Raw genomic sequence first — 20,706 nt, forward strand, 5'->3', positions numbered from 1 at the left:
GGCCACGCGAGACCGCCCACGACGCACGCCCGGGAGTGCGCCCAGGTTCCACCGCCCGCGCCGCTGAGCAGAACGACCACGCGATCCTGGAGCAATTACCATCAGGGGCATGCCCCCGTCGCCCGGCCGCTCCGGCGGTTCCCAGCCGGGGCGTCGAAACCGGCGCCGACGGCGTCGGTTGCGGACTGTCGACGAGACCTCGGCGGGCGGGCTGGTGATTGACGGCGTGCACGGGCTAGCTGCGATCATCGGGAGGCTCGATCGCAGGGGGCGGCTTCTGTGGTCGCTGCCGAAGGGGCACATCGAGCCTGGTGAGACGCCGGAGCACACCGCGGTGCGGGAAGTCGCTGAGGAGACCGGCATCATCGGCCGTGTTGTGACCGCGATCGGCACCATCGATTACTGGTTCGTCGCGGGAAATCGGCGAATCCACAAGACCGTGCACCACTTCCTGATGGATGCGGTGGGCGGAGAGCTGTCCGACGAGGACGTGGAGGTCACCGAGGTGGCATGGGTGCCGCTCGGTGAGCTGGACGAGGTGTTGGCCTACGCCGACGAACGCCGGCTGGTGCGCCGGGCCCTGAGCCTGCGCGACGACGGCGATCGCGGTGTGGGTCTCGTTGGAAGCGAGCGCCTCGGGGCACGACCGACGAGAGGGAGCGGGACGGAGCAGGCGTGAGGTTTCTGCTGGCCGCGCTGTGCGCGCTGCTGATGGTCGCGATGCTGCCGGTCACACCGGCGACCGCGCAGAGCGGCAGTTCAGCCGACTTCGACGTGACCAAGGTCACACCTTCGGTGGTGGGCGCGGGCTCGCCGGGGGAGGTCGTCGTCAGCGGCACACTGACCAACCGCAGCGGACGCGCCTTGAACGGCGTCCAGGCCCGCATCGAGCGCGGCACCCCGCCGACCAGCGAACCCGCCGTCCAGCGCGCCATGCGCGAGGGCGTCAGCAGCATCACCGAGGCGTCCTCCTCCCCGGTCGCCGACCGGCTCGAACCCGGCCAGTCGCGGCCCGTCAAGGTCCGCATACCGCTGGTCGGCGCGAATTCGCTGCAGCTGAGCCAGACCGGCGTCTACCCGCTGGTGGTCAACATCCAGGCCGGGCGCAGCACGGTCGCCGAAACCCAGTTCCTGCTGCCGGTCACCTCACTCCCCGGACAACCGCCGATGCGCCCCGCGCAGGCCACCCCGGCGACCCTCGTCGTGCCGATCGTCGACGCGCCGCGGCTGGAGCGCGAAGCGCTGCCGGGCGGTCGCGCGGTGCTCGTCGACGACCAGCTGTCCACTTCGCTGGCCCCCGGAGGTCGGCTCTACGACCTCGTGCAAGCCATCAGCGACAGCGCCCCGGCCGGATCTTCGCTGGGCAACGCGCTGTGCTTCGCCATCGACCCGGACCTGCTGATCACCGCGAAGGCCATGCAGGGCGGCTACCAGGTCCGCCAGCCCAACGGCGCCCTCGTCGAGGGCATCGGCCGCTCCGCCGCCGACCTGTGGCTGACCAAGCTGCGCCAGGCCACCACCGGCCGCTGCGTGATCCCGCTGCCCTACGCCGACGCTGACGTGGTCGCGCTGGGACGCGCCGGGCTCGGCGACCTGGTCAACGGCGCGATGGACGGCGCCCAGCTGCTCAGCGCCCCGGACGGCCTCGGCGTCGAACCGCGCGACGTGATGTGGCCGATCGAAGGCGCCCTGGCCGAGAAGCCCGTGGGCGACCTGCCGTCGACGATGTTGCTGGACACCCGCGCGGTGAACGTCCCGGCCGGCTCGCTGACCCCGGTCAAGCTGCGCGGCCAAGGCCGGACCGCGATCCCGATCGACCCGCTGCTGGCGTCCGCGTTGGACCCCAACCGCGACACCAAGCAGGAGGTCACCGAACCCTCACCGCCCAGCGGCGGCGCGCTGACCTCGCAGAACGCGCTCGGCGCACTGGCCTTCCGGGCGACCGGCGGATTCGTCCCGAACGCGACCTCGGTGCTGGTGCCGCCCCGCCGCTGGAACATGCGGGCCGACGACCTGCGCGGACTGCTCACCGGCATGTCGAAGATGGACGCCGACGGGCTGATCCGGCTCACCGCGCTGCCGTCGCCCAACCCGGCGACGCTCGCCGAGGCCGACCTGACCTACCCGGTGCAGGCCGGTGGCTCGGAGATCCCGCGCGAGGTGATCGACAAGCTGGCCGCGCAGAACTTCAAGGTCGGTGACCTGGCGCGATCCTCCGAGTCAGACCGCGCCCAGACCGTCTCGCCCGGCCGGGTCACCACACCGCTGCGCAACGGACTGCTGCACGGCGTCTCCAGCGCCTGGCGCGGCAACTCCGGCGCGGCCGAGGACTGGGTCCGCCGAGCAACCGGGCCGATCAACGACATGCTCCGCAAGGTCCGCATCGAGGAGTACCCGGGCACCACCAACCGGTTGTCCTCGGACAGCCCGATCCCCGTCACCGTCGTCAACGACCTGCCGTTCACCGTCGGCATCCGGTTCAAGATCCCCACCGTCCCGGGGGTCGAGGTGCAGCACGACTTCGGCGGCGGCCTGGCCACCGTGCCCGCCAACGGACGACGCCAGTTCATGCTGGAGGCGTCGGCGAAGCGCGCCGGCCGGTTCATGGTCGACATCAGCGTGACCGCCGGCTCGGGCACCCCGCTGGGCCCCACCAAGCGGCTGCCGATGGAGTCCACCGAGTACGGCGCGATGATCCCGTGGCTCACCGGCATCGCCGGAGCCGTGCTGGTGCTGATGTCGGTGCGGCGGATCGTGAAGAAGGCCAAGGCCCGCCGGGAGCGCACCCTGGCAGCTCGCAAGTCGGTGGACGAGGCGGAGACGCAGCCGCTGGCGCACACGGTGACGTCCTCCCAGTCCGCTCCGGAGGGCAACCGCGACCAGGGCTGACCGGGTGGCCGAGAACCGGAGCAAGTTCGCGAACTGCTTCTGAGATCCTGGTGCGAACGTCCCGGTGCTCCCGGGTGGCGCAGGCGGGTAAGGATTGAGGCAGTGAACCGACAAGATCCACGGCGGAGGAGCGGGCAGCCGGACGGCCCGACCATGCCGATCCACCGCACCCCCGTGCCGGGCGCGGGCGGCAGGCAGGGCTGGCACGTCGCCGAGACGCAGCCGATCGCGGCGATCCCAGCCGAGCCAGGACCGGACCAGGCGTTCGAGCAGTCCGCCGAGCAGACCCAGGTCATCCGGCCCGTCTCGCCCGGCAAGCCGTCGCTGCTCAAGGCCAGCGGTTCGATGGCCATCGCGACGCTGATCAGCCGGATCACCGGCTTCCTGTGGAAGCTGCTGCTGGCCTTCGCGGTCGGATTCGGCGTCGTCAACGACTCGTTCAACGTCTCCAACACGCTGCCCAACAGCATCTTCGAGCTGCTCATCGGCGGCGTGCTCACCAGCGTCGTGGTGCCGGTGCTGGTGCGCTCGCAGAAGGCCGACGCCGACGGCGGCGAGCGGTTCGTGCAGCAGATGATGACGTTGGCCGTGGTGGTGCTGGGCATCGGCACGCTGATCGCCGTGCTCTGCGCCCCGCTGCTGACCTGGATCTTCGTCACCGAGTCGGACACCTCGAACACCGAGCTGGTCAACGTCCTGGCCTACCTGCTGCTGCCGCAGATCTTCTTCTACGGCCTGTCGGCGCTGGCAGGCGCGATCCTGCAGTCCAAGCAGATCTTCAGCCCGCCGGCCTGGGCACCGGTGGTCAACAACCTGGTCGTGATCGTCACGATCGGCGTCTACATGCTGGTGCCGGGCGAGATGTCGGTGAACCCGGTGTCGATGACCGACGCGCACGTGCTGGTGCTGGGCGTGGGCGTCACGCTCGGCGTGGTCAGCCAGGCCGCCATCCAGATCCCCGCCCTGCGCGCCACCGGCTTCACCTTCCGCTGGCGCTGGGGCTGGGACTCGCGGCTGTCGGAGTTCAGCGGTCTGGCGCTGTGGATGCTGGCCTACGTCGCGGTCAGCCAAGTCGGCCTGGTCGCGCTGAGCCGGGTCGCCTTCACCGGCGACGCGGGCGGCTGGTCGACCTACAACTACGTGTGGATGCTGCTGCAGCTGCCCTACGGCGTCATCGGCTTCTCGATCATGACCGCGATCCTGCCGCGCATGTCGGCGGCCGCGGCGGACCAGGACTACGCCAAGGTCATCGACGACCTGTCGCTGGGCAACCGGTTGTCGACCGTGACGCTGATGCCGGTCAGCGCGGTGATGACCGCGCTCGGCGTGCCGCTGGCGCTGTCGCTGTTCGCGCTGCGCGGCGAGACCGGATCGGCCACGACACTGGGTCTGGCCCTGGCGATTTCGGCCTTCGGCGTGCTGCCGTACGCGCTGACGATGATGCAGATGCGGACGTTCAACGCGCTCAACGACGCCCGCACCCCGACGCTGATCATGGTCGTGATGACGGTCGCGAAGGTGTTGCTGGCGGTACTGGTGGCCGCGATGCTGCCTTCGAACGAGATCGTGTTCGGCCTGACCTTCGTCAACTCCTTCACCTTCATCGTCGGCTGGCTGGTCGGCGAGGCGTGGTTGCGGCACCGGCTCGGCCCGCTCGGCAGCAGCCGATTCCTGGTGACGCTGAGCAAATCTCTCTTCGCCTCGGTGATCGGCGGACTCGCCGCGTGGGGTGTCGCGGTCGGCATCGACGCGCTCGTGCCGGGTTCGGCGGGCGCCGGAACCGGATGGCTGCAGCTGCTGATCGGCAGCGTGGTGGGCTTCGCGGTGATCTTCGGGTTGATGTCGATGCTTCGAGTGGCCGAACTTCAGCCCGCGATCGGGCGCCTCACCGGTTTGCTGCGTCGTCGCTGACATCCGCGTCACGTACCCTCATGAAGGAAGTCTCCTTCCGTGAGGGCAACCCGTAGGCGGACCGGGAGGAGCGGGAGAGGGAAGGTGACCAGCAAACCCACCCAGCGGATCGCGGCGGACAGCGACGAACCGGAAGCCGAAGCTTCGGCGGAGCAGCTCACACCGGGCCGGGTCTTGGACCACGGCCGGTATCGGCTGCTCTCCAAAGTCGGCTCGGACGAGCGCTGCAACGCCGAATTGTGGCGTGCCAAGGACGGAGTCCTGGGCCGCGACGTCGCGTTGACGATCCTGATCGGGGATCGCGCCGACGCTCAGGCCGCCACCAACGCGCGACGCACCCTGGAACGCGCGATGCACGCCAGCACCTTCAACCACGTCGGCGTCGCGCGGGTGCTCGACGTCGTCACGCAGTCCGCAGGTGATCCGCCCGGCGTTCTCGGCCTGGTCATCGCCGAATGGACGCACGGCACGGACCTCTTGGACCTGGTCGCCGAAGGACCGCTGCCTCCCGGAACCGCCGCTCGGCTGATGCAACCGCTGGCCGCCGCGGTGGAATCGGCGCACCACGCCGGTCTGGTCCTGGGCGCCGACCACCCGCAGCGCATCCGGGTCACGCCCGAAGGCGAAGTGCGGATGGCGTTCCCGGGTCCGCTCTCCCACGCTTCCTCCAGCGACGACGTGCGGGGGCTCGGCGCCGCGCTGTACCTGCTGCTGACCGGGCGCTGGGCGCTCGGCGACACGCCCGAGGGCCTGCCGTCGGCCCCGACCGGACCGGACGGAAACCTGGTCGCACCGCGCACTCTCCGCCCGACCGTGCCGATGGAGCTGTCCACCGTCGCGGTTCGCGCGCTGGGCAACCCGGATTCGACCGGCACCACCGGGGGAGTCCGGACCGGCGCCGCCGTGCTGCGAGTGCTGGAGCAGTACGCGACCTACGAGCCGGCGAACACGCTGACCAACGGTGCGCCGCCAGCCGAGTCCAACGAGGTGTGGCGTCGCGACGACCCGAAGCCGGACCAGGCCAAGCGCCGCAAGCTCGCGATCAGCGTCGGCGTGCTCGCGGTCGCGACGATCCTGGTGGTCGGCTGGATCGCGGTCGGCGTGATCGGCATCTTCACCGAGTCGAACCAGTCCAGCGGCAGCGGCCAGGTGATCCAGGGCAACAACCCCGGAACCGCCACCCAGCAACCGCCGTCGCAGGCGGTGCCGGTGCGGGTCACGGAGGGGACGTCGTTCACCGCGCAGGGCGAGCCGGACGCGCCGGGGCGGATCAACAACCTCTTCGACGGTGACCCGGGCACCTACTGGTCGACCTTCGGCTACTTCCAGCAGCTCGGTCCCGGCGGCATCAACACCGCCACCGGTGCCGTGCTGACGCTGGAACGCCCGTCGGTGCTGCAGCAGGTCGTGATCAACTCGCCGAGCGCAGGATCGAAGGTCGAGATCCGCCAGGTCGACGGCTCGCCGAGCATGAACTCCAAGCTGCTCGGCAGCGGAGTCCTCGCCGCGGGCGACACCCCGATCAAGCTGGAGGCGGTCGCGCCCAGCAGCAAGATCATGGTGGTGCTCACCCAGCTGTCCCAGAAGGGCGGCGAGTTCTCCTCGCAGATCAACGAGGTCACGGTCACCGGCTCGGTGGCCTGACCGCCAGCACGGCGGAGCGGATGTGATCGCAGTCACGATCACATCCGCTTTTTCGTCGGCTGAACAGGGGAATTCGATTCCATTTCCGCACGAGGGCCTGCCCGTGACTCACGGTCAGTATTGTCTTGAGCCGTGTCTGTCCCTGCCCTCTCAGACGCCGATCTCATAGCGGCGCACGCCAACGGGGATCCACATGCGTTCTCCGAGCTCTTCCGCCGACATCGGGACCGGCTGTGGGCCGTGGCCCTGCGGACCATGCGCGACCCCGATGAAGCGGCGGACGCGTTGCAGGACGCGATGATCTCGGCCTTCCGCAACGCCGCGTCGTTCCGCGCCGAATCGGCCGTCACGACCTGGCTGCACCGGATCGTGGTGAACGCGTGCCTGGACCGGATCCGCCGCCGCCAGGCCCGGCCCACGGTTCCACTGCCCGAAACCGGTCCCGAACCAGCGGTCCCGCGCGACGCGATCGCCGATCGGGACACCAGCATGGTCGTGCAGGAAGCGCTGTCCCAGCTCCCCGAGGATCAGCGAGCGGCGATCGTGCTGGTCGACGTGGAGGGGTATTCGGTGGCCGAAACCGCGGTGATGCTCGGCGTCGCCGACGGCACCGTCAAGAGCCGATGCGCACGCGGCCGGGCAAGACTCGCGAAACTTCTGGGGCACCTGCGGAACCCAAGTGCAGATGCGAACGTCCCAGATGACGCGATGGCCATGCGTCGACGGGAGGGACGATGAGTGGGGAGAGCCGGCGCACGGGGGCGCCGCAGGGACCACCTTGGTCCCTGGACCTGCTGGCCGATCTGCACGCAGGAGTGCTTGACGGACCGACCGCCGACGAACTGCGTCAACAGGTCGAAGCGGACCCGGAGGCCAGGCAGATCATGGCGGCGCTCGAGGCCACGGCCACCGATCTCGCCGACCTGCCCCCGCTGACCATTCCTGACGACGTCTCCGCGCGCATCGACGCGGCGCTGCAGGACGAGGTCCGCTACTGGACCCGCGAATCAGCGCCCGCGCAGCAGGTGCCAACGATGTCAGCGCCCGCCGGGAACGAGGCGCGGGTCGTGGACTTCGCCGCGGCCAAGACGCGCCGACGCCGCAGGACGACCATCGGTGCCGGGCTGGTCGGCGTCGCCGCGGCAGCAGCCGCCGTGGTCTTCGCGGTGCTGCCCGGTACCGGCGACGACGACAACACCGCCCAGCCACCGGTCCCGACCGCCACCCAGCCTGGTGAGGAGCACAGCGCTCCACTGGCCCTGGCCGGTGACCAGGTCACCCTCGACGGACAGCAGTTCTCGCAGGTCATGGCCTCGGACCAGTACGTGTCCACGCTCGCCGACCCGCAGCAGCTGATCGGCTGCCTGCAAGCCAACGACGTGCGGGGCGGCAAACCGATGGGCGCTCGCGAGATCACCCTCAACGGCCGCCTCGCCCAGCTGCTGGTCCTGCCTGGCGGCGGCCTCGGCAAGTTCCGCCTCTTAGCGGTCGGCACGGACTGCGGCCCGGGCAACCCCTCGACCGTCTCCGACAGCACCTTCGGCGGCTGAACAGCCCCGCACGCACGCGCCCGGCTCCCGCATCGTGGGAGGCACCGGGCGCGTCGTGGTGTGACGCACCGGGGCCCGGGGTTCGGGAACATCGCCGAATAGGATCGCGTTGATGCCAATACGGTCGCGCTCTGCGCGGCGGAGACGCTACGAAGGGAAGGGGCGCGGTGACCAGCGACGTCCGCAACGTGATCATCGTTGGTTCCGGTCCTGCCGGCTACACCGCTGCGGTGTACGCGGCACGGGCAGAGCTGGAGCCGGTGATCTTCGAAGGAACCCAGTTCGGTGGGGCACTGATGACCACCACCGACGTGGAGAACTACCCCGGGTTCAAGGACGGGATCATGGGTCCCGACCTGATGGAGCAGATGCGGTCGCAGGCCGAGCGCTTCGGCGCTGAGCTGCGCACCGAGGACGTCGAGCGAGTCGACCTCTCCGGTGAGGTCAAGACCGTCGTCGCCAACGGGGTCGAGCACAAGGCCCGCGCGGTCATCCTCGCGATGGGTGCAGCCGCGCGCTACCTCGGCATCCCGGGTGAGGAAACCCTGCTCGGCCGCGGCGTTTCCGCCTGCGCCACCTGCGACGGGTTCTTCTTCCGCGACCAGGACATCGCCGTGATCGGCGGCGGTGACTCGGCGATGGAGGAGGCCACCTTCCTGACCCGCTTCGCGAAGTCGGTGACGATCATCCACCGCCGCGACGAGTTCCGCGCCTCCAAGATCATGCTGGAGCGCGCTCGTGCCAACGAGAAGATCAAGTGGCTGACCAACAAGGCCGTCGAGGAAGTCCAGGGCGAGGGCAAGGTCGCGGGGCTGAAGCTGCGCGACACCGTCACCGGTGAGACTTCCGAGCTGGCCGTGAGCGGCATGTTCGTGGCCATCGGTCACGACCCGCGCAGCCAGCTGGTGCGCGACCAGGTCGGTCTCGACGACGAGGGCTACGTGCAGGTGCAGCAGCCCAGCACGCACACCGGCGTGCCCGGCGTGTTCGCCTGCGGTGACCTGGTGGACCACACCTACCGGCAGGCCATCACCGCCGCCGGGTCCGGCTGCTCCGCCGCGATCGACGCCGAGCGCTGGCTCGCCGAGAACGAGACCCCGCAGGCCGAGATCGCTTCCGAGCTCGTCGGCGGCGGCTACGGGGCCTGAGCCCCTGCGCACCCGCTCACCCAGACCACTTCAACCCGAGCAGAGAACAGGGAGATGAACATGGCCGGGAACACCGTGACCGTGGACGCCGATTCCTTCAAGAGCACCGTCCTGGACAGCGACAAGCCCGTTCTGGTCGACTTCTGGGCGACCTGGTGCGGCCCTTGCAAGATGGTCGCACCGGTGCTGGAGGAGATCGCCGACGAGCACGCCGACAAGATCACCGTCGCCAAGCTCGACATCGACCAGAACCCCGGCATCTCCCGCGACTACCAGGTCATGTCGGTCCCGACCCTGCTGGTCTTCCAGAACGGTCAGCCGGTCAAGCAGATCGTCGGCGCCAAGCCCAAGGCCGCGCTGCTGTCGGACCTGTCCGACTACCTGTGATTTCGCTGTGAAGTCAGCCTCGTTTTGAGGCAACCGAATAACGCGAACCCGCCGTCTTGTCGATAGGACAGTGACGGCGGGTTCGTGCTTTCACGGGCAACGCCGCTGCGGTGGAGCTCGTTCTCGCCGCAGTGAGGGATCATTCGTGTACGGTCCGTTGTCGCACGTCCGGCCCGGTGCTCGTAGGCCGCAGCGCCGGGGTACGGCCCACAAGGCACAATGACCCGACGGGTCCGCCCAGCCGCGGGCCCGCTCCGCAAACGCAGAACTCGGGACAATCCCGACAATCCTCCGCGTCGGTGTCGCCGACGCCTGAATCGAGCGAGGAGTGCATGCAGCTGCTCCACCGCGGTGACGTCGGTCCGGCCGTTGCCGAGATCAAGAACACCCTTGCGTCGCTGGGACTGCTGTCGGGAAACGGCAGGCCAGGGCCCGCGCTCTTCGACGAAGCGGTGGAACAAGCGGTACGCGGCTTCCAGCAGCAGCGGGGCCTGATCACCGACGGAGTCGTCGGCCCGGCCACCTACCGCGCGCTGACCGACGCCCGCTGGCGCCTCGGCGACCGCTCGCTGGCATTCCTGGTGTCCAAGCCGGTCAGCGGTGACGACGTGTTCGCCCTGCAGGAGCGCCTGCTGGAGCTGGGCTACGACGCGGGCCGCCCTGACGGCATCTTCAGCGCCGAGACGGAGCAGGCGCTGCGCAGCTTCCAGCGCGACTACGGGCTCACCCCGGACGGCATCTGCGGCCCCGGCACCCTGCGCGCGCTCAAGCAGCTCGCCCCCAAGGTCCGCGGTGGCCGCCCGGTGTTCCTGCGCGAGCAGGAGAAGGTCCGGCGCGCCGGACCGCGGCTGCGCGGCAAGCGCATCGTGATCGACCCGGGCCACGGCGGCGGCGACCGCGGCGTGACCGTCGGGGACGTCTCCGAGGCCGACCTGACCTGGGACCTTGCCCGCCGGCTCGAAGGCCGGATGGTGGCCACCGGCATGGAAGCGCTGATCACGCGCGGGCCGAACGCCTGCCCGCCGGACTCCGACCGCGCCGCGTTCGCCAACGAGGCGGGCGCCGACATGTTCCTGTCGCTGCACGCTGACGCCAACCCGTCCCCGGGGGCCGAGGGCGTGGCGAGCTTCCACTTCGGCACCGGCAACGGCACCACCTCGACGGTGGGGGAGGCGCTGGCCGGATTCCTGCAGCGCGAGATCGTCGCCCGCACCGGCATGCGCGATTGCCGCACCCACCCGAAGACCTGGGACGTGCTCCGCCTGACCCGGATGCCCGCCGTCCGCATGGAGATCGGCTACCTGACCAACGAGCACGACCGCACCCGCCTGCTCGACCCGTCGTTCCGCGACGTGGTGGCCGAGGGCCTGCTGGTCGCGGTGAAGCGCCTGTACCTGCTCGGCAAGGACGACCAGCCGACCGGAACCTTCACCTTCGACGACCTGCTGCGGCACGAGCTGGCACGCGCCGAGGGCGCCTGAGCGCCTCTCAATCGCTTGGTGGTGACCACCTCGAGCAACCCACACCGCCGCGGGTTCTGAAGGGCTCTCAGACGAGGACAGCCGGAGAGGCGCTCGGGTTCCCGCGAAGCAGGGTGGTCACGCACCGCCGACGGCCGGTTCCGCCGTCTTGATGGTCACCGACGTCAGCAGGCGCTCCAAGGCCGCCTCGACGTCCTCCTTCCAGCTGATGGCGGTGCGCAGCTCCAGACGCATGCGCGGCCACTTGGGGTGCTGGCGGACGGTCTTGAAGCCGACCTGCTGGAGGAACCCGGCCGGGATCACGCAACCCTCGGCTTCGCCGGTCAGGTCGCCGAACGCCTCGACGGCCTTCACGCCGCGCCGGGTGAGGTCCTTGGCGACGTTCTGCACCAGGACGCGCCCCAGGCCGCCCTCCTCGAACTCCGTGGTCACCTTCAACGCCGTGAGCAGCACTGCGTCCGCGCTCACCGGCGCGGTGGGGAAGGCCGCCGCACGCGGGACGGCGGCCGGCGGCGCGTAGATCGCGTACCCGGCCGGGACGCCGTCAACGTAGATGATGCGACCGCAAGAGCCCCACTCCAGCAGGACGCTGGAGACCCAGGCCTCTTTCTCCAGCTCGGTCTCGCCGAACTCCTCCGCCTGCTCCCTGATGTGCGGCGCGAGCTCCCAGTAGACGCACCGGCGACACCGCGGGGGCAGGTGGTCGAGGTTGTCCAGCGTGATGCCGACCACGCGTCGCGACACCTGACCTCCTGGCAAGCTGCGATTGCCCGCACGCGACCACGGCGGGTTGAGCTCAGAATAAGCCGCCGTCCTGCCGGACGGCTAGCAGGCTGCTCACCCGCACCGCCTCGATGGGGTGACATCCCTAACCACAACCGAACCAACATCCAACGGGCGGACTCCGACGACGAGCGCCAACCTGTTGTTCCACGTGAAACAACGGCCGAAGACGTCCGCGAACAACACCGGGGCGCCCGCCGCCACCAGGCACGAGCAGGGCTCTCAGGAGAGACCTGTTACACAGGCGATACCGCGAAACGATAGGGCCTATAGAATCGCCCGATCGTTTGTACGAGCTGCAAACGCGCTGGTGCGCCTAACCGAAACGGGAGCGCGATATGTCGGATCAAGGAAGCCAACCGGACCAGCCTGACCACTCCGTGGACAAGGCGGCCCGCAACCTGGACGCGTACCGGGCGCGCTACGCCGAGCGGACCGCCGGGATGACCGCCTCCGAGATCCGAGCTCTCTTCGCCGTCGCCAGCCGCCCCGAGGTGGTTTCGCTGGCGGGCGGCATGCCGAACCTCGCCGCCCTCCCGCTGGACTCCCTGGCAACCGAGGTGGCCAGGCTGGTGTCCGAGGACGGGCAGGTCGCGCTGCAGTACGGCTCCGCTCACGGCGTGCCGGAACTGCGCGAGCAGATCTGCGAGGTCATGGCCCTGGAGGGGATCAGCGCCCACCCGGACGACGTGGTGGTGACCGCCGGCTCCCAGATGGGCCTGGACATGGTGACCCGCATCTTCTGCGACCCGGGTGATGTGATCCTGGCCGAGGGGCCGTCCTACGTGGGCGCGCTGGGTTCGTTCGGCGCCTACCAGGCCGAGGTCGTTCACGTCGCGATGGACGAGGACGGCCTGCAGCCCGAGGCGCTGCGCCAGGCGATCGCGGACCTGGTCAGGCAGGACAAGCGGATCAAGTTCCTATACACGATCCCGAACTTCCACAACCCGGGCGGCATCACGCTGGCGGTGAACCGGCGGGCGGAGGTCCTGGAGATTTGCCGCCAGGCGGACATCCTCGTCGTGGAGGACAACCCGTACGGGCTCCTGGGCTTCGACGGAAAGCCGTACCCGGCGCTGCGCAGCATGGACCCGGACAACGTGGTGTACCTGGGTTCGTTCTCGAAGACGTTCGCGTCGGGCCTGCGAGTGGGCTGGGTGCTGGCCCCGCTGGCGATCAGGGAGAAGCTGGTCCTCACGGCCGAGTCGGCCACGCTGTGCCCGCCCACGCTGAACCAGATGATCGTCTCCCGCTACCTGTCGACGCACGACTGGCAGGGCCAGATCAAGATCTTCCAGGAGCAGTACCGGGAGCGCCGCGACGCGATGATGTCCGCGCTGGAGCAGCACATGCCGGCGGGTTGCACGTGGACGAAGCCCGAAGGCGGCTTCTTCGTCTGGCTGACCGTGCCGGAGGGCGTGGACACGAAGGCGATGTTGCCGCGTGCGGTGACCCAGCGGGTCGCCTACGTCTCGGGCACCGGTTTCTACCGGGACGGGTTCGGCAGCCGTCAGATGCGGTTGTCCTACTGCTACCCGACGCCGGAGCGGATCCGCGAGGGTGTGCGCAGGCTTGCCAACACGCTGTCCGAGGAGACGGAGCTGGTTCGCACCTTCGGTACCGTGCCGCCCAGGAGCGTGCCGGGACCGCAGGCGCCGTCGCCCGACACCGCGTGAGTTTTTCCCATCCACACGACCGGTCCACTGCACCTGATTTGGTGCAGTGGACCGAAACTTCTCCGAGGTGCTGAAGAGAGTGTCTGATCGCTGGGTTGCTGTGCTCGCCGGTGGGCTTTCGCACGAGCGCGATGTGTCGCTGCGTTCCGGCCGCCGGTTGTCGGCCGCGTTGCGCTCGGTCGGCATGACCGTCGCGGAGTGGGACGCCGATGCCCGGCTGCTGTCCCGCCTCACCGAGGAGCGGCCGGACGCGGTGGTCATAGCCCTGCACGGCGGGGAAGGGGAGAACGGCTCGGTGCAGGCCGTGCTGGACATGCTCGGCATCCCCTACGTCGGAACCGGTCCGCACGCTTCCCGTCGCACCTGGGACAAACCCACTGCGAAGGCTGAGGTGGCCCGTGCCGGGCTGACGACGCCGGACTGGGTGGCCCTGCCGCACGCGACCTTCCGCGAGCTGGGAGCGCAAGCCGTGCTGGATGCGCTCGTGAGCAAGCTCGGCCTGCCCTTGATGCTCAAGCCGGACCAGGGCGGCTCGGGACTGGGCGCCCAGGTGGTGCGCGACGCGGCGGGTCTGCCGTCGGCGATGGTGGGCGCGCTGTCCTACGGCGACGCGGTTCTCGTCGAGCGCTTCATCGAAGGTACCGAGGTCGCGATCACCGTCGTCGAGGGACCGGACGGTCCGGAGGCGCTGCCGGCTGTCGAGATCGAAGCGGCCGATGGCGTCTACGACTACACCGCTCGCTACACCGCCGGGCTGACGAACTACCGCTCCCCAGCGGACATCTCCGCCGACACCGCCTCGGCCGCGGGCGAGCTGGCGATCGCCGCGCACAAGCTGCTCGGGCTGCGCGACATCTCCCGGACGGACGCGATCATCGACACCGACGGCGTCCCGCACTTCCTCGACGCGAAGGTGTCACCCGGACTGACCGAGACCTCGCTGCTGCCGATGGCGGTCGAGGCCGCCGGGCGCTCGCTGGGGGAGACCTACGCGGGACTCGTCGAGCGGGCGATCAAGCGCGGCGGATGACTCGCGCGTTTCACGTGAAACAAAGGCGGCGGACTCCGTGGAGTCCGCCGCCTTTTCGCTGGTCGCCGTCCATCACCGGTATCGACCTATTTTGTCACCAAGGGTAATCATCACCGTGACGTAAGGCCCCGGTGTCATTCCTCGCTGATTCCACGGGCCTCTCGGCCCAAGATCAATTCCGCGATGCGCTCAAGATCGTCGACCGACCCGTATTCGATGACGATCTTGCCCTTCCGGCTTCCGCGGGCCACCTTCACCTTGGTGTCGAAGTGATTCGCGAGCCGGTCCGCCAGCCGGTCGAAGCCTGGCGCCTGGATCTGCTTCTTCGCCGAGGACTTCTCCTTCGCAGGAGCCTCGGACTTCCTGAGCGTCACCTGCTCCTCGGTCGCGCGAACCGAAAGACCCTCTGCGACGATCCGCTTCGCCAGGTCCTCCTGGTGCCCGACGTCGTCGAGGCTCAGCAGCGCGCGGGCGTGTCCGGCGGACAGCACACCGACGGCGACCCGACGCTGGACTTCGAGGGGGAGGCGTAGCAGCCGGATGGTGTTGGTGATGACTGGACGGCTCCGACCGATCCGGTCCGCGAGTTCATCGTGGGTCACGCCGAACTCGTCCAGCAGTTGCTGGTAGGCCGCCGCCTCTTCCAGCGGGTTGAGCTGCACGCGGTGGATGTTCTCCAGCAGCGCGTCCCGGAGCAGCGCGTCGTCCTTGGTCTCGCGGACGATCGCGGGGATGTACTCCAGACCGGCCAGCTGGGAGGCGCGCCACCGGCGCTCGCCCATGATCAGCTCGTACTGATCGTCCTCGATCTCACGCACCACGATGGGCTGCATGAGCCCGAACTCGCGGATCGAGTGCTCCAACTCGTTGAGCGCTTCCTCGTCGAAGACCTGACGAGGCTGCTTCGGGTTGGGGTTGATCGATGCGATGGCGATCTCTTTGTAGACGGCACCTGCAACGGACCCCTGCGCCTCGCCCTCCGTTTCACGTGAAACGGAGGGCTCCGGCTGGGAGCCGCCGTACGCGGGTTCACCACGCATCCTTGAAGTCGCCCCGCCCAACGTGGCGCCATCGGCACCGGCTGGGGGAGCGCTCGGGATCAGCGCGGCGATACCGCGGCCCAGACCACCTCGTCGCTCGGTCATGCTGTCTTCCTTTCGGCACCCCGCTCCGCGATCTCTCGCGCCGCGTCCAGGTAGCTCATCGAGCCTCGTGATCCCGGATCGTAGGTCAACACGGTCTGACCGAAGCCCGGAGCCTCAGAAATCTTCACGCTACGCGGAATCACCGTCCGCAGGGTCAGGTCGCCGAAATGACCGCGCACCTCGGCGGTGACCTGATCGGCGAGCTTGGTTCGCCCGTCGTACATCGTCAGCAGGATCGTGGAGACCCACAGCGCCGGGTTGAGGTGGGATTGCACCAGCTCGATGTTGCGGAGCAGCTGTCCCAGACCCTCCAGCGCGTAGTACTCGCACTGGATCGGGATCAGCACCTCGTGCGCGGCGACCAACGCGTTCACCGTGAGCAGACCGAGGGACGGCGGGCAATCCACGAAGACGTAGTCGAAGTCCAACGCCTCGACCGATTCGGAGTTCAGGGCCTCCTTCAGACGGCCTTCGCGAGCCACCATCGTGACGAGCTCGATCTCCGAGCCGGCGAGGTCGATCGTGGCCGGAACGCAGAAGAGGTTGTCCGACTGGGTGCTCTTGGCGGCCGCGTCACCGACGCTGATCTCGCCCAGGAGCACCTCGTAGACCGAGGGAACGCCACCACGGTGCTCAACACCCAGCGCGGTGCTCGCGTTACCCTGCGGGTCGAGGTCGATCACGAGGACCTTGAGACCGTGCAGCGCCAACCCGGCCGCGAGGTTCACCGTGCTCGTCGTCTTGCCGACGCCGCCCTTCTGGTTGGCCACGGTGATGATGCGCCGGTTCTTGGGGCGGGGGAGGTCCAGCTCGTCGGGGTGCAGCACGCGCGTGGCGCGCTGCGCCTCCTCCATGATCGGAGTCCAGCCGATGTCGTCCCGGCCGAAACTCATGGCGTTGGTCTCCGGGCCGGAGGGGAATCGCATGGCGCCCATCGCGCGCCCCCTTGTTTCACGTGAAACCTGACCCGCTCCGTTTTCCTCCGGATTCACCGTCCACGTTCCTTTCTCGCTCGACGTGTCTCACGACGCCGACCGGACGAGGTTCGGGCCGCCGCGACCCGCTCCACCACGACAACGGTCGTCGGCACATCGAGTACGCCGACACCGCATGATTTGACTGCCCCACGACCGCCACCGGCTGCGGCGATCGCCGCAGCATCCCGTTCGAGTTCTTCGGCCGCGCTATCGCCCTTCATGGCGAGCAGTAGGCCGTCCTGACGCAGCAGCGGGAGAGACCACTTCGCGAGCCGTTCCATCGGCGCCACGGCGCGCGCGGTCACGACGTCCTGATCAGCAAGTCGTTCGCGCACCGGACCCTCCTCGGCACGACCACGCACCACCTCAACGGTGAGTGCCAGCTCGGTGATGACTTCCTGCAACCACGTCACCCGCCGAGCCATCGGCTCCAGCAGGGTGAGGGTGAGATCCGGGCGAGCGATCGCCAACGGGATGCCCGGCAACCCCGCCCCAGAGCCTACGTCCACAACCCGGCTTTGAGGTGGGAGCAACTCCGCAATCACAGCAGAGTTCAGCAAATGTCTTTCCCAGAGCCGGTCTAATTCGCGTGGACCGATCAATCCGCGACGGATTCCGTGCTCCTGGAGCAACTCGGCGAACCTCTCCGCCAACTCCACTCGCTCACCGAAAACGACCCGCGCCGCCTCGGGCGCACCTCCGGTCAAGACATTCACCCCGCTGTTTCACGTGGAACCAAAGACTTCGCTCTAGCCTGCCGGATCGCGATCCGAAGCCGCGCACCAACCCGCTGTTTCACGTGAAACCACGCCGAACGAGTACCGGCGGGGTCGAGGACCATTCAGCCAGACCACAATTTCAGAGCTGTTGCACCACGACTACGGTCCAGTCCGGCCGGTGCCCATCCGGTGAGTGTTAAGTCGACAAAACGCCCCCGCCTGGACCGGGGTCCGACGGGGGCGTTCAGCAGGGGAGTGGGTCAGCTCTTGAAGACGACGACCTTGCGGTTGGGCTCTTCGCCTTCGCTCTCGCTGTACACACCATCGATCGCCGCAACGGCGTCGTGGATGATCTTTCGCTCGAACGGGGTCATGGGCCGCAGCCGGGCCTCCTGCCCGCTCTTGAGGACCTCTTCGGCAGTGGACCGGCCGATGTCGGAGAGCTCCTCGCGGCGCCCGGCGCGCCAGCCGGCGACGTCGAGCATGAGCCGGCTGCGCACGCCGGTGTCCTGCTGGACGGCGAGCCTGGTCAGCTCCTGAAGGGCTTCGAGCACCTGGCCGCGGCCACCGACGAGCTTCTCGAGATCGGAGCCTCCGTCGATGCTCACCACCGCACGGCCGGCCTCCACGTCGAGGTCGATGTCGCCGTCGTAGTCGAGCAGGTCGAGCAACCGCTCCAGGTAGTCGCCCGCGACGTCACCTTCCTGCACTAGCAGCGCCTCGGTGTTGGACACCTCGGGGGAGGACTCGTCGTTGGCGGGGGAGTCGGTGGCCTCGGCGGCGGCCGGGCTCTCCTGCACAGTTTCAGACACTGGGTGTCTCCTCTCCAGGGGTTCGCGACGGGGTCAGCGGGTCTCGCCCGGCTTGTCCGCGTCACGAGCGCGGTCTTCGATCACCCCGGGGATCTCACCGGGTTGGTCATCGGACGCCTTCTCGGCGGTGGTCGAATCGACCGTGGCCGAAGTGGTGCCTGCCGAGTTCGCGACCGCGGGCGCGCCGGCGGACGCAGCCTCCTCGCGATCGATCCGGCGGTACACCACTCGTTGCTGTCCCAGCGTCCAGAAGTTGTTAGCCAGCCAGTAGATCAGAATGGCCAGCGGGAGGAACGGACCACCGACGATAGCGAACATCGGGAAGATCCACAGCATCAGTTTGTTGGTCATCGCCGCCTGCGGGCTGGCGGCGGCCTCGGGGCTCTGCCGCTGCAGCGAGTGCCGGGCGGTGAAGTGCGTGGCGATCGCGGCGGCGATCATCAGCGGCACCGCGACGGTCATCATGGACAGCCGGTCGGTGCCGAAGATCGCGAGCAGCTCGGCGGGCTGGCTGAGCGTGTTGGACAGCTTCGCGCCGAACAAGTCAGCCTCGACGAAGGAGGCGACGTCGGCGGCGTTGAACACGAAGTTGCCGGGAGCTCCGGGCTTGAAGCCGTTGAGCACGTGGAAGAGACCGATGAACACCGGGACCTGCACGAGCATGGGCAAGCAGCCGGAAAGCGGGTTGAAGCCCTGTTCGGTCTGGAGCTTCTGCATCTCCGCGGCGAGCTTCTGCTTGTCGTCCCCGTGCTTCTCCTGCAGCTCCCGCACCAGGGGAGCGAACTCCTGCATCTTCTTCATCGATCGGACCTGGTGCACGAACGGCTGGAACAGCAGCGCGCGCAGGGTGAAGACGAGGAAGATGACCGAGAGCGACCAAGCGAACCCGCTCGACGGATCGAGTACCGAGCCGAAGACCTTGTGCCAGAACCAGAGGATGGCCGACACGGGGTAGTAGATGAAGTCCAGCACGCGGGCTACTCCTCGGCGGGTTTGTCGGAAAGGCGAATGCCGGCTCGCCGCTCACGGGGTGGTGGGACCGGGTCCAGTCCTCCGGGGTGCCAGGGTCCGCAGCGCAGGAGCCTGCGGGCGGTGAGCCATCCGCCGCGGAACAACCCGTGCACGGTCAGCGCCTCGACAGCGTAAGCGCTGCAGCTGGGGTAGAACCGGCACATCGGCGGCAGCAGCGGGGAGATGACCTTGCGGTAGACGTGCACCGGGCCGAGCATGAGCCAAGCGGACAGGTGGGGTTTGCGCCCCGCACGACTTTCGTCATGCGATTCGTCATGCCGCCGATCCGGTGCCATCTCCCGCAACCCCGCCATCAACTGCTGTCCGGGCCATCCGGGTGACGGACGCGAAGCTTCTTCAGCGCCGCGTCGATGTCCGTGCCGAGTTCCCGGCTGGACGCGTCCGCTGCCGGTGGCAGCGCCCGAACCACCACCAGTGTGCCAGCGGGCAGGTCCGGGAGGCGGTCTCGCATCAAGTGCCGCAGACGGCGGGCGACCCGGTGGCGCACCACCGCGACACCCACGGCCTTGCTTACGACAAAACCCACCCGGGTCGAAGCAGACGAATCCCGGGTGGGTGCCGTATTAGCTTGAGCCTCCGGCTTGGCCTCACCACCGACCCGAGCCCGGGTCTGGTCCGGGCGCAGGACGTGGACCACCAGTCGGGGACGTCCGGCCCGACGACCACGACGGACCACCAGGCGGAAGTCCTGGTTCCTGGTCAGCCGGGCTGCCGTGGGAAGCACGGCCGGACGCGATCAGGCAGACAGCTGCGCGCGGCCCCGGCGACGGCGCGTGGCCACGATGGCCCGGCCGGCGCGAGTGCGCATGCGCAGCCGGAACCCGTGCTTCCTGGCACGGCGGCGGTTGTTCGGCTGGAAAGTGCGCTTGCCCTTGCTCACGGTCGGATCTCCCGGTTACTACAGGCACCGATGGTCAGTTCGGACCACGGTTCGGTCTTGGTGTCCCCGGTTCTTCAACCCGCAGGTCCGCAGGTTACGGACCAAGAGCCGCAAGGCCGGGCGTGACGTCGGCGCGCCGACGTGCCCGCTGCACAAGCGGGGGACTGCACGAGAGTACGCCAGAGCCGGCAGCAGGCTCACAGCCGGGGTCGGCATGGCGGTATCGGCCCCATAACGAAGGCGGCCGGGCCCGGCGAAGCGGGTCGCGAGGCTGGCGGAGAGTCCGCGCTGGTGATCGGGTCACCGCTCGTCGACACCGAAGAGCCTGCCACATCACGATCTCCGCGAGGCCCCGGGGATCTCCTTGTGGGTGAGGCCGCAGCTTGTTAGCGTGCCTCCCTGCGGTGTCGCGGGCCGGTGGTTGGGAGCATCGGTCGGCAGTAGGGGGAACTGACCTGGATCGCAGGGGTACTAGGGCCCCAGGGGGAAACACCGGAGCGGGCTGCCGTACCTTCATACACACGCTGTGGACAACTCTGTGGACACGTGTGTCCATCGAGTCGCCCACACGTTCCGTGGTACCCGCTACCCGTGCAACCTTGGGGGTTGGGGACCGGGGCCGCAACCGGGGAGCATCAAGCG

General features: G+C 68.8%; 19 protein-coding genes and 1 pseudogene. 11 read left to right on the forward strand and 9 right to left on the reverse strand.

The genetic code is table 11. The features are described from left to right. The first annotated feature begins 109 nt into the window (after positions 1 to 109). The 9 genes and pseudogenes from E1161_RS23815 (at position 110) to E1161_RS23855 (ending at position 11,010) form a co-directional block, all read left to right on the forward strand. The gene (locus E1161_RS23815) at positions 110 to 679 is read left to right on the forward strand and encodes an NUDIX hydrolase (RefSeq protein WP_132626962.1); all 570 of its coding nucleotides are present in this window, start codon (positions 110 to 112) and stop codon (positions 677 to 679) included. Next, positions 676 to 2,889: a DUF6049 family protein gene (locus tag E1161_RS23820; RefSeq protein WP_132626963.1), complete on the forward strand. Its 2,214-nt coding sequence runs from the start codon at positions 676 to 678 to the stop codon at positions 2,887 to 2,889. Before E1161_RS23815 ends, E1161_RS23820 begins: the two co-directional genes overlap by 4 nt. A 102-nt stretch (positions 2,890 to 2,991) precedes the next feature. Continuing rightward, on the forward strand, positions 2,992 to 4,800 hold the full coding sequence (murJ, locus tag E1161_RS23825) for a murein biosynthesis integral membrane protein MurJ (protein WP_235875265.1): 1,809 nt from the start codon (positions 2,992 to 2,994) through the stop codon (positions 4,798 to 4,800). Between the two features lie 84 nt (positions 4,801 to 4,884). Further along, positions 4,885 to 6,444 (forward strand): protein kinase family protein, encoded by a 1,560-nt coding sequence (locus tag E1161_RS23830; protein WP_132626964.1) that lies wholly within the window; start codon positions 4,885 to 4,887, stop codon positions 6,442 to 6,444. 132 nt (positions 6,445 to 6,576) lie between these two features. Next, a complete protein-coding gene (sigM, locus tag E1161_RS23835) occupies positions 6,577 to 7,182 on the forward strand; it encodes an RNA polymerase sigma factor SigM (RefSeq protein ID WP_132626965.1) in 606 nt (201 codons plus the stop codon). Then, entirely contained in the window at positions 7,179 to 7,994 is an 816-nt protein-coding gene (locus E1161_RS23840; RefSeq protein ID WP_207920375.1) for a hypothetical protein, read from the forward strand. The genes sigM and E1161_RS23840 overlap by 4 nt, the downstream gene beginning before the upstream one ends. Before the next feature lie 167 nt (positions 7,995 to 8,161). Beyond that, positions 8,162 to 9,142, forward strand: a complete 981-nt coding sequence (gene trxB / locus E1161_RS23845) for a thioredoxin-disulfide reductase (RefSeq protein WP_132626966.1) — start codon at positions 8,162 to 8,164, stop codon at positions 9,140 to 9,142. Between the two features lie 42 nt (positions 9,143 to 9,184). Continuing rightward, positions 9,185 to 9,529, forward strand: a pseudogene (gene trxA / locus E1161_RS23850) (thioredoxin); the annotation flags it as partial. A gap of 332 nt (positions 9,530 to 9,861) precedes the next feature. Beyond that, on the forward strand, positions 9,862 to 11,010 hold the full coding sequence (locus E1161_RS23855) for an N-acetylmuramoyl-L-alanine amidase (protein WP_132626968.1): 1,149 nt from the start codon (positions 9,862 to 9,864) through the stop codon (positions 11,008 to 11,010). Positions 11,011 to 11,127: 117 nt separating this feature from the next. Here E1161_RS23855 and E1161_RS23860 read toward each other — a convergent pair whose 3' ends face one another. Beyond that, entirely contained in the window at positions 11,128 to 11,754 is a 627-nt protein-coding gene (locus tag E1161_RS23860) for a GNAT family N-acetyltransferase (protein WP_132626969.1), read from the reverse strand. Between the two features lie 377 nt (positions 11,755 to 12,131). Between E1161_RS23860 and E1161_RS23865 the strand changes: the two genes are divergently transcribed. Continuing rightward, on the forward strand, positions 12,132 to 13,469 hold the full coding sequence (locus E1161_RS23865) for an aminotransferase-like domain-containing protein (RefSeq protein ID WP_132626970.1): 1,338 nt from the start codon (positions 12,132 to 12,134) through the stop codon (positions 13,467 to 13,469). 79 nt (positions 13,470 to 13,548) lie between these two features. After that, positions 13,549 to 14,499, forward strand: coding sequence for a D-alanine--D-alanine ligase family protein (locus tag E1161_RS23870; RefSeq protein WP_132626971.1), 951 nt, complete (start codon positions 13,549 to 13,551; stop codon positions 14,497 to 14,499). A 134-nt stretch (positions 14,500 to 14,633) separates the two neighbouring features. Here E1161_RS23870 and E1161_RS23875 read toward each other — a convergent pair whose 3' ends face one another. The 8 genes from E1161_RS23875 to rpmH all read right to left on the reverse strand — a co-directional run bounded on the left by E1161_RS23875 (position 14,634) and on the right by rpmH (position 20,064). Beyond that, positions 14,634 to 15,644 (reverse strand): ParB/RepB/Spo0J family partition protein, encoded by a 1,011-nt coding sequence (locus E1161_RS23875; protein WP_132626972.1) that lies wholly within the window; start codon positions 15,642 to 15,644, stop codon positions 14,634 to 14,636. After that, positions 15,641 to 16,570, reverse strand: coding sequence for a ParA family protein (locus E1161_RS23880; RefSeq protein ID WP_328591309.1), 930 nt, complete (start codon positions 16,568 to 16,570; stop codon positions 15,641 to 15,643). The genes E1161_RS23875 and E1161_RS23880 overlap by 4 nt, the downstream gene beginning before the upstream one ends. A gap of 62 nt (positions 16,571 to 16,632) precedes the next feature. Next, the gene (gene rsmG, locus E1161_RS23885; protein WP_132626973.1) at positions 16,633 to 17,328 is read right to left on the reverse strand and encodes a 16S rRNA (guanine(527)-N(7))-methyltransferase RsmG; all 696 of its coding nucleotides are present in this window, start codon (positions 17,326 to 17,328) and stop codon (positions 16,633 to 16,635) included. A 272-nt stretch (positions 17,329 to 17,600) separates the two neighbouring features. Beyond that, positions 17,601 to 18,152 carry a Jag family protein gene (locus E1161_RS23890; RefSeq protein ID WP_132626974.1) on the reverse strand — a complete coding sequence of 184 codons (552 nt, stop codon included), beginning with the start codon at positions 18,150 to 18,152 and terminating at the stop codon, positions 17,601 to 17,603. 33 nt (positions 18,153 to 18,185) lie between these two features. Continuing rightward, on the reverse strand, positions 18,186 to 19,124 hold the full coding sequence (gene yidC / locus E1161_RS23895) for a membrane protein insertase YidC (protein WP_132626975.1): 939 nt from the start codon (positions 19,122 to 19,124) through the stop codon (positions 18,186 to 18,188). 5 nt (positions 19,125 to 19,129) lie between these two features. Next, positions 19,130 to 19,459 (reverse strand): membrane protein insertion efficiency factor YidD, encoded by a 330-nt coding sequence (gene yidD / locus E1161_RS23900; protein WP_408012049.1) that lies wholly within the window; start codon positions 19,457 to 19,459, stop codon positions 19,130 to 19,132. Positions 19,460 to 19,476: 17 nt separating this feature from the next. Beyond that, on the reverse strand, positions 19,477 to 19,908 hold the full coding sequence (gene rnpA / locus E1161_RS23905; protein WP_132626977.1) for a ribonuclease P protein component: 432 nt from the start codon (positions 19,906 to 19,908) through the stop codon (positions 19,477 to 19,479). A gap of 12 nt (positions 19,909 to 19,920) precedes the next feature. Next, the gene (rpmH, locus tag E1161_RS23910) at positions 19,921 to 20,064 is read right to left on the reverse strand and encodes a 50S ribosomal protein L34 (RefSeq protein WP_132626978.1); all 144 of its coding nucleotides are present in this window, start codon (positions 20,062 to 20,064) and stop codon (positions 19,921 to 19,923) included. Between the last annotated feature and the right edge of the window lie 642 nt (positions 20,065 to 20,706).

Origin of the sequence: Saccharopolyspora aridisoli (assembly GCF_004348445.1) — a bacterium.
In the GTDB taxonomy this organism is placed as follows: domain Bacteria; phylum Actinomycetota; class Actinomycetes; order Mycobacteriales; family Pseudonocardiaceae; genus Saccharopolyspora; species Saccharopolyspora aridisoli.

Coding starts and splice junctions, on each gene's coding strand:
- yidD (WP_408012049.1), bottom strand. CDS start 19,459: ATGGCACCGGATCGGCGGCATGACGAATCGCATGACGAAAGTCGTGCG.
- E1161_RS23815 (WP_132626962.1), top strand. CDS start 110: ATGCCCCCGTCGCCCGGCCGCTCCGGCGGTTCCCAGCCGGGGCGTCGA.
- E1161_RS23865 (WP_132626970.1), top strand. CDS start 12,132: ATGTCGGATCAAGGAAGCCAACCGGACCAGCCTGACCACTCCGTGGAC.
- E1161_RS23855 (WP_132626968.1), top strand. CDS start 9,862: ATGCAGCTGCTCCACCGCGGTGACGTCGGTCCGGCCGTTGCCGAGATC.
- E1161_RS23880 (WP_328591309.1), bottom strand. CDS start 16,570: ATGCGATTCCCCTCCGGCCCGGAGACCAACGCCATGAGTTTCGGCCGG.
- E1161_RS23840 (WP_207920375.1), top strand. CDS start 7,179: ATGAGTGGGGAGAGCCGGCGCACGGGGGCGCCGCAGGGACCACCTTGG.
- E1161_RS23875 (WP_132626972.1), bottom strand. CDS start 15,644: ATGACCGAGCGACGAGGTGGTCTGGGCCGCGGTATCGCCGCGCTGATC.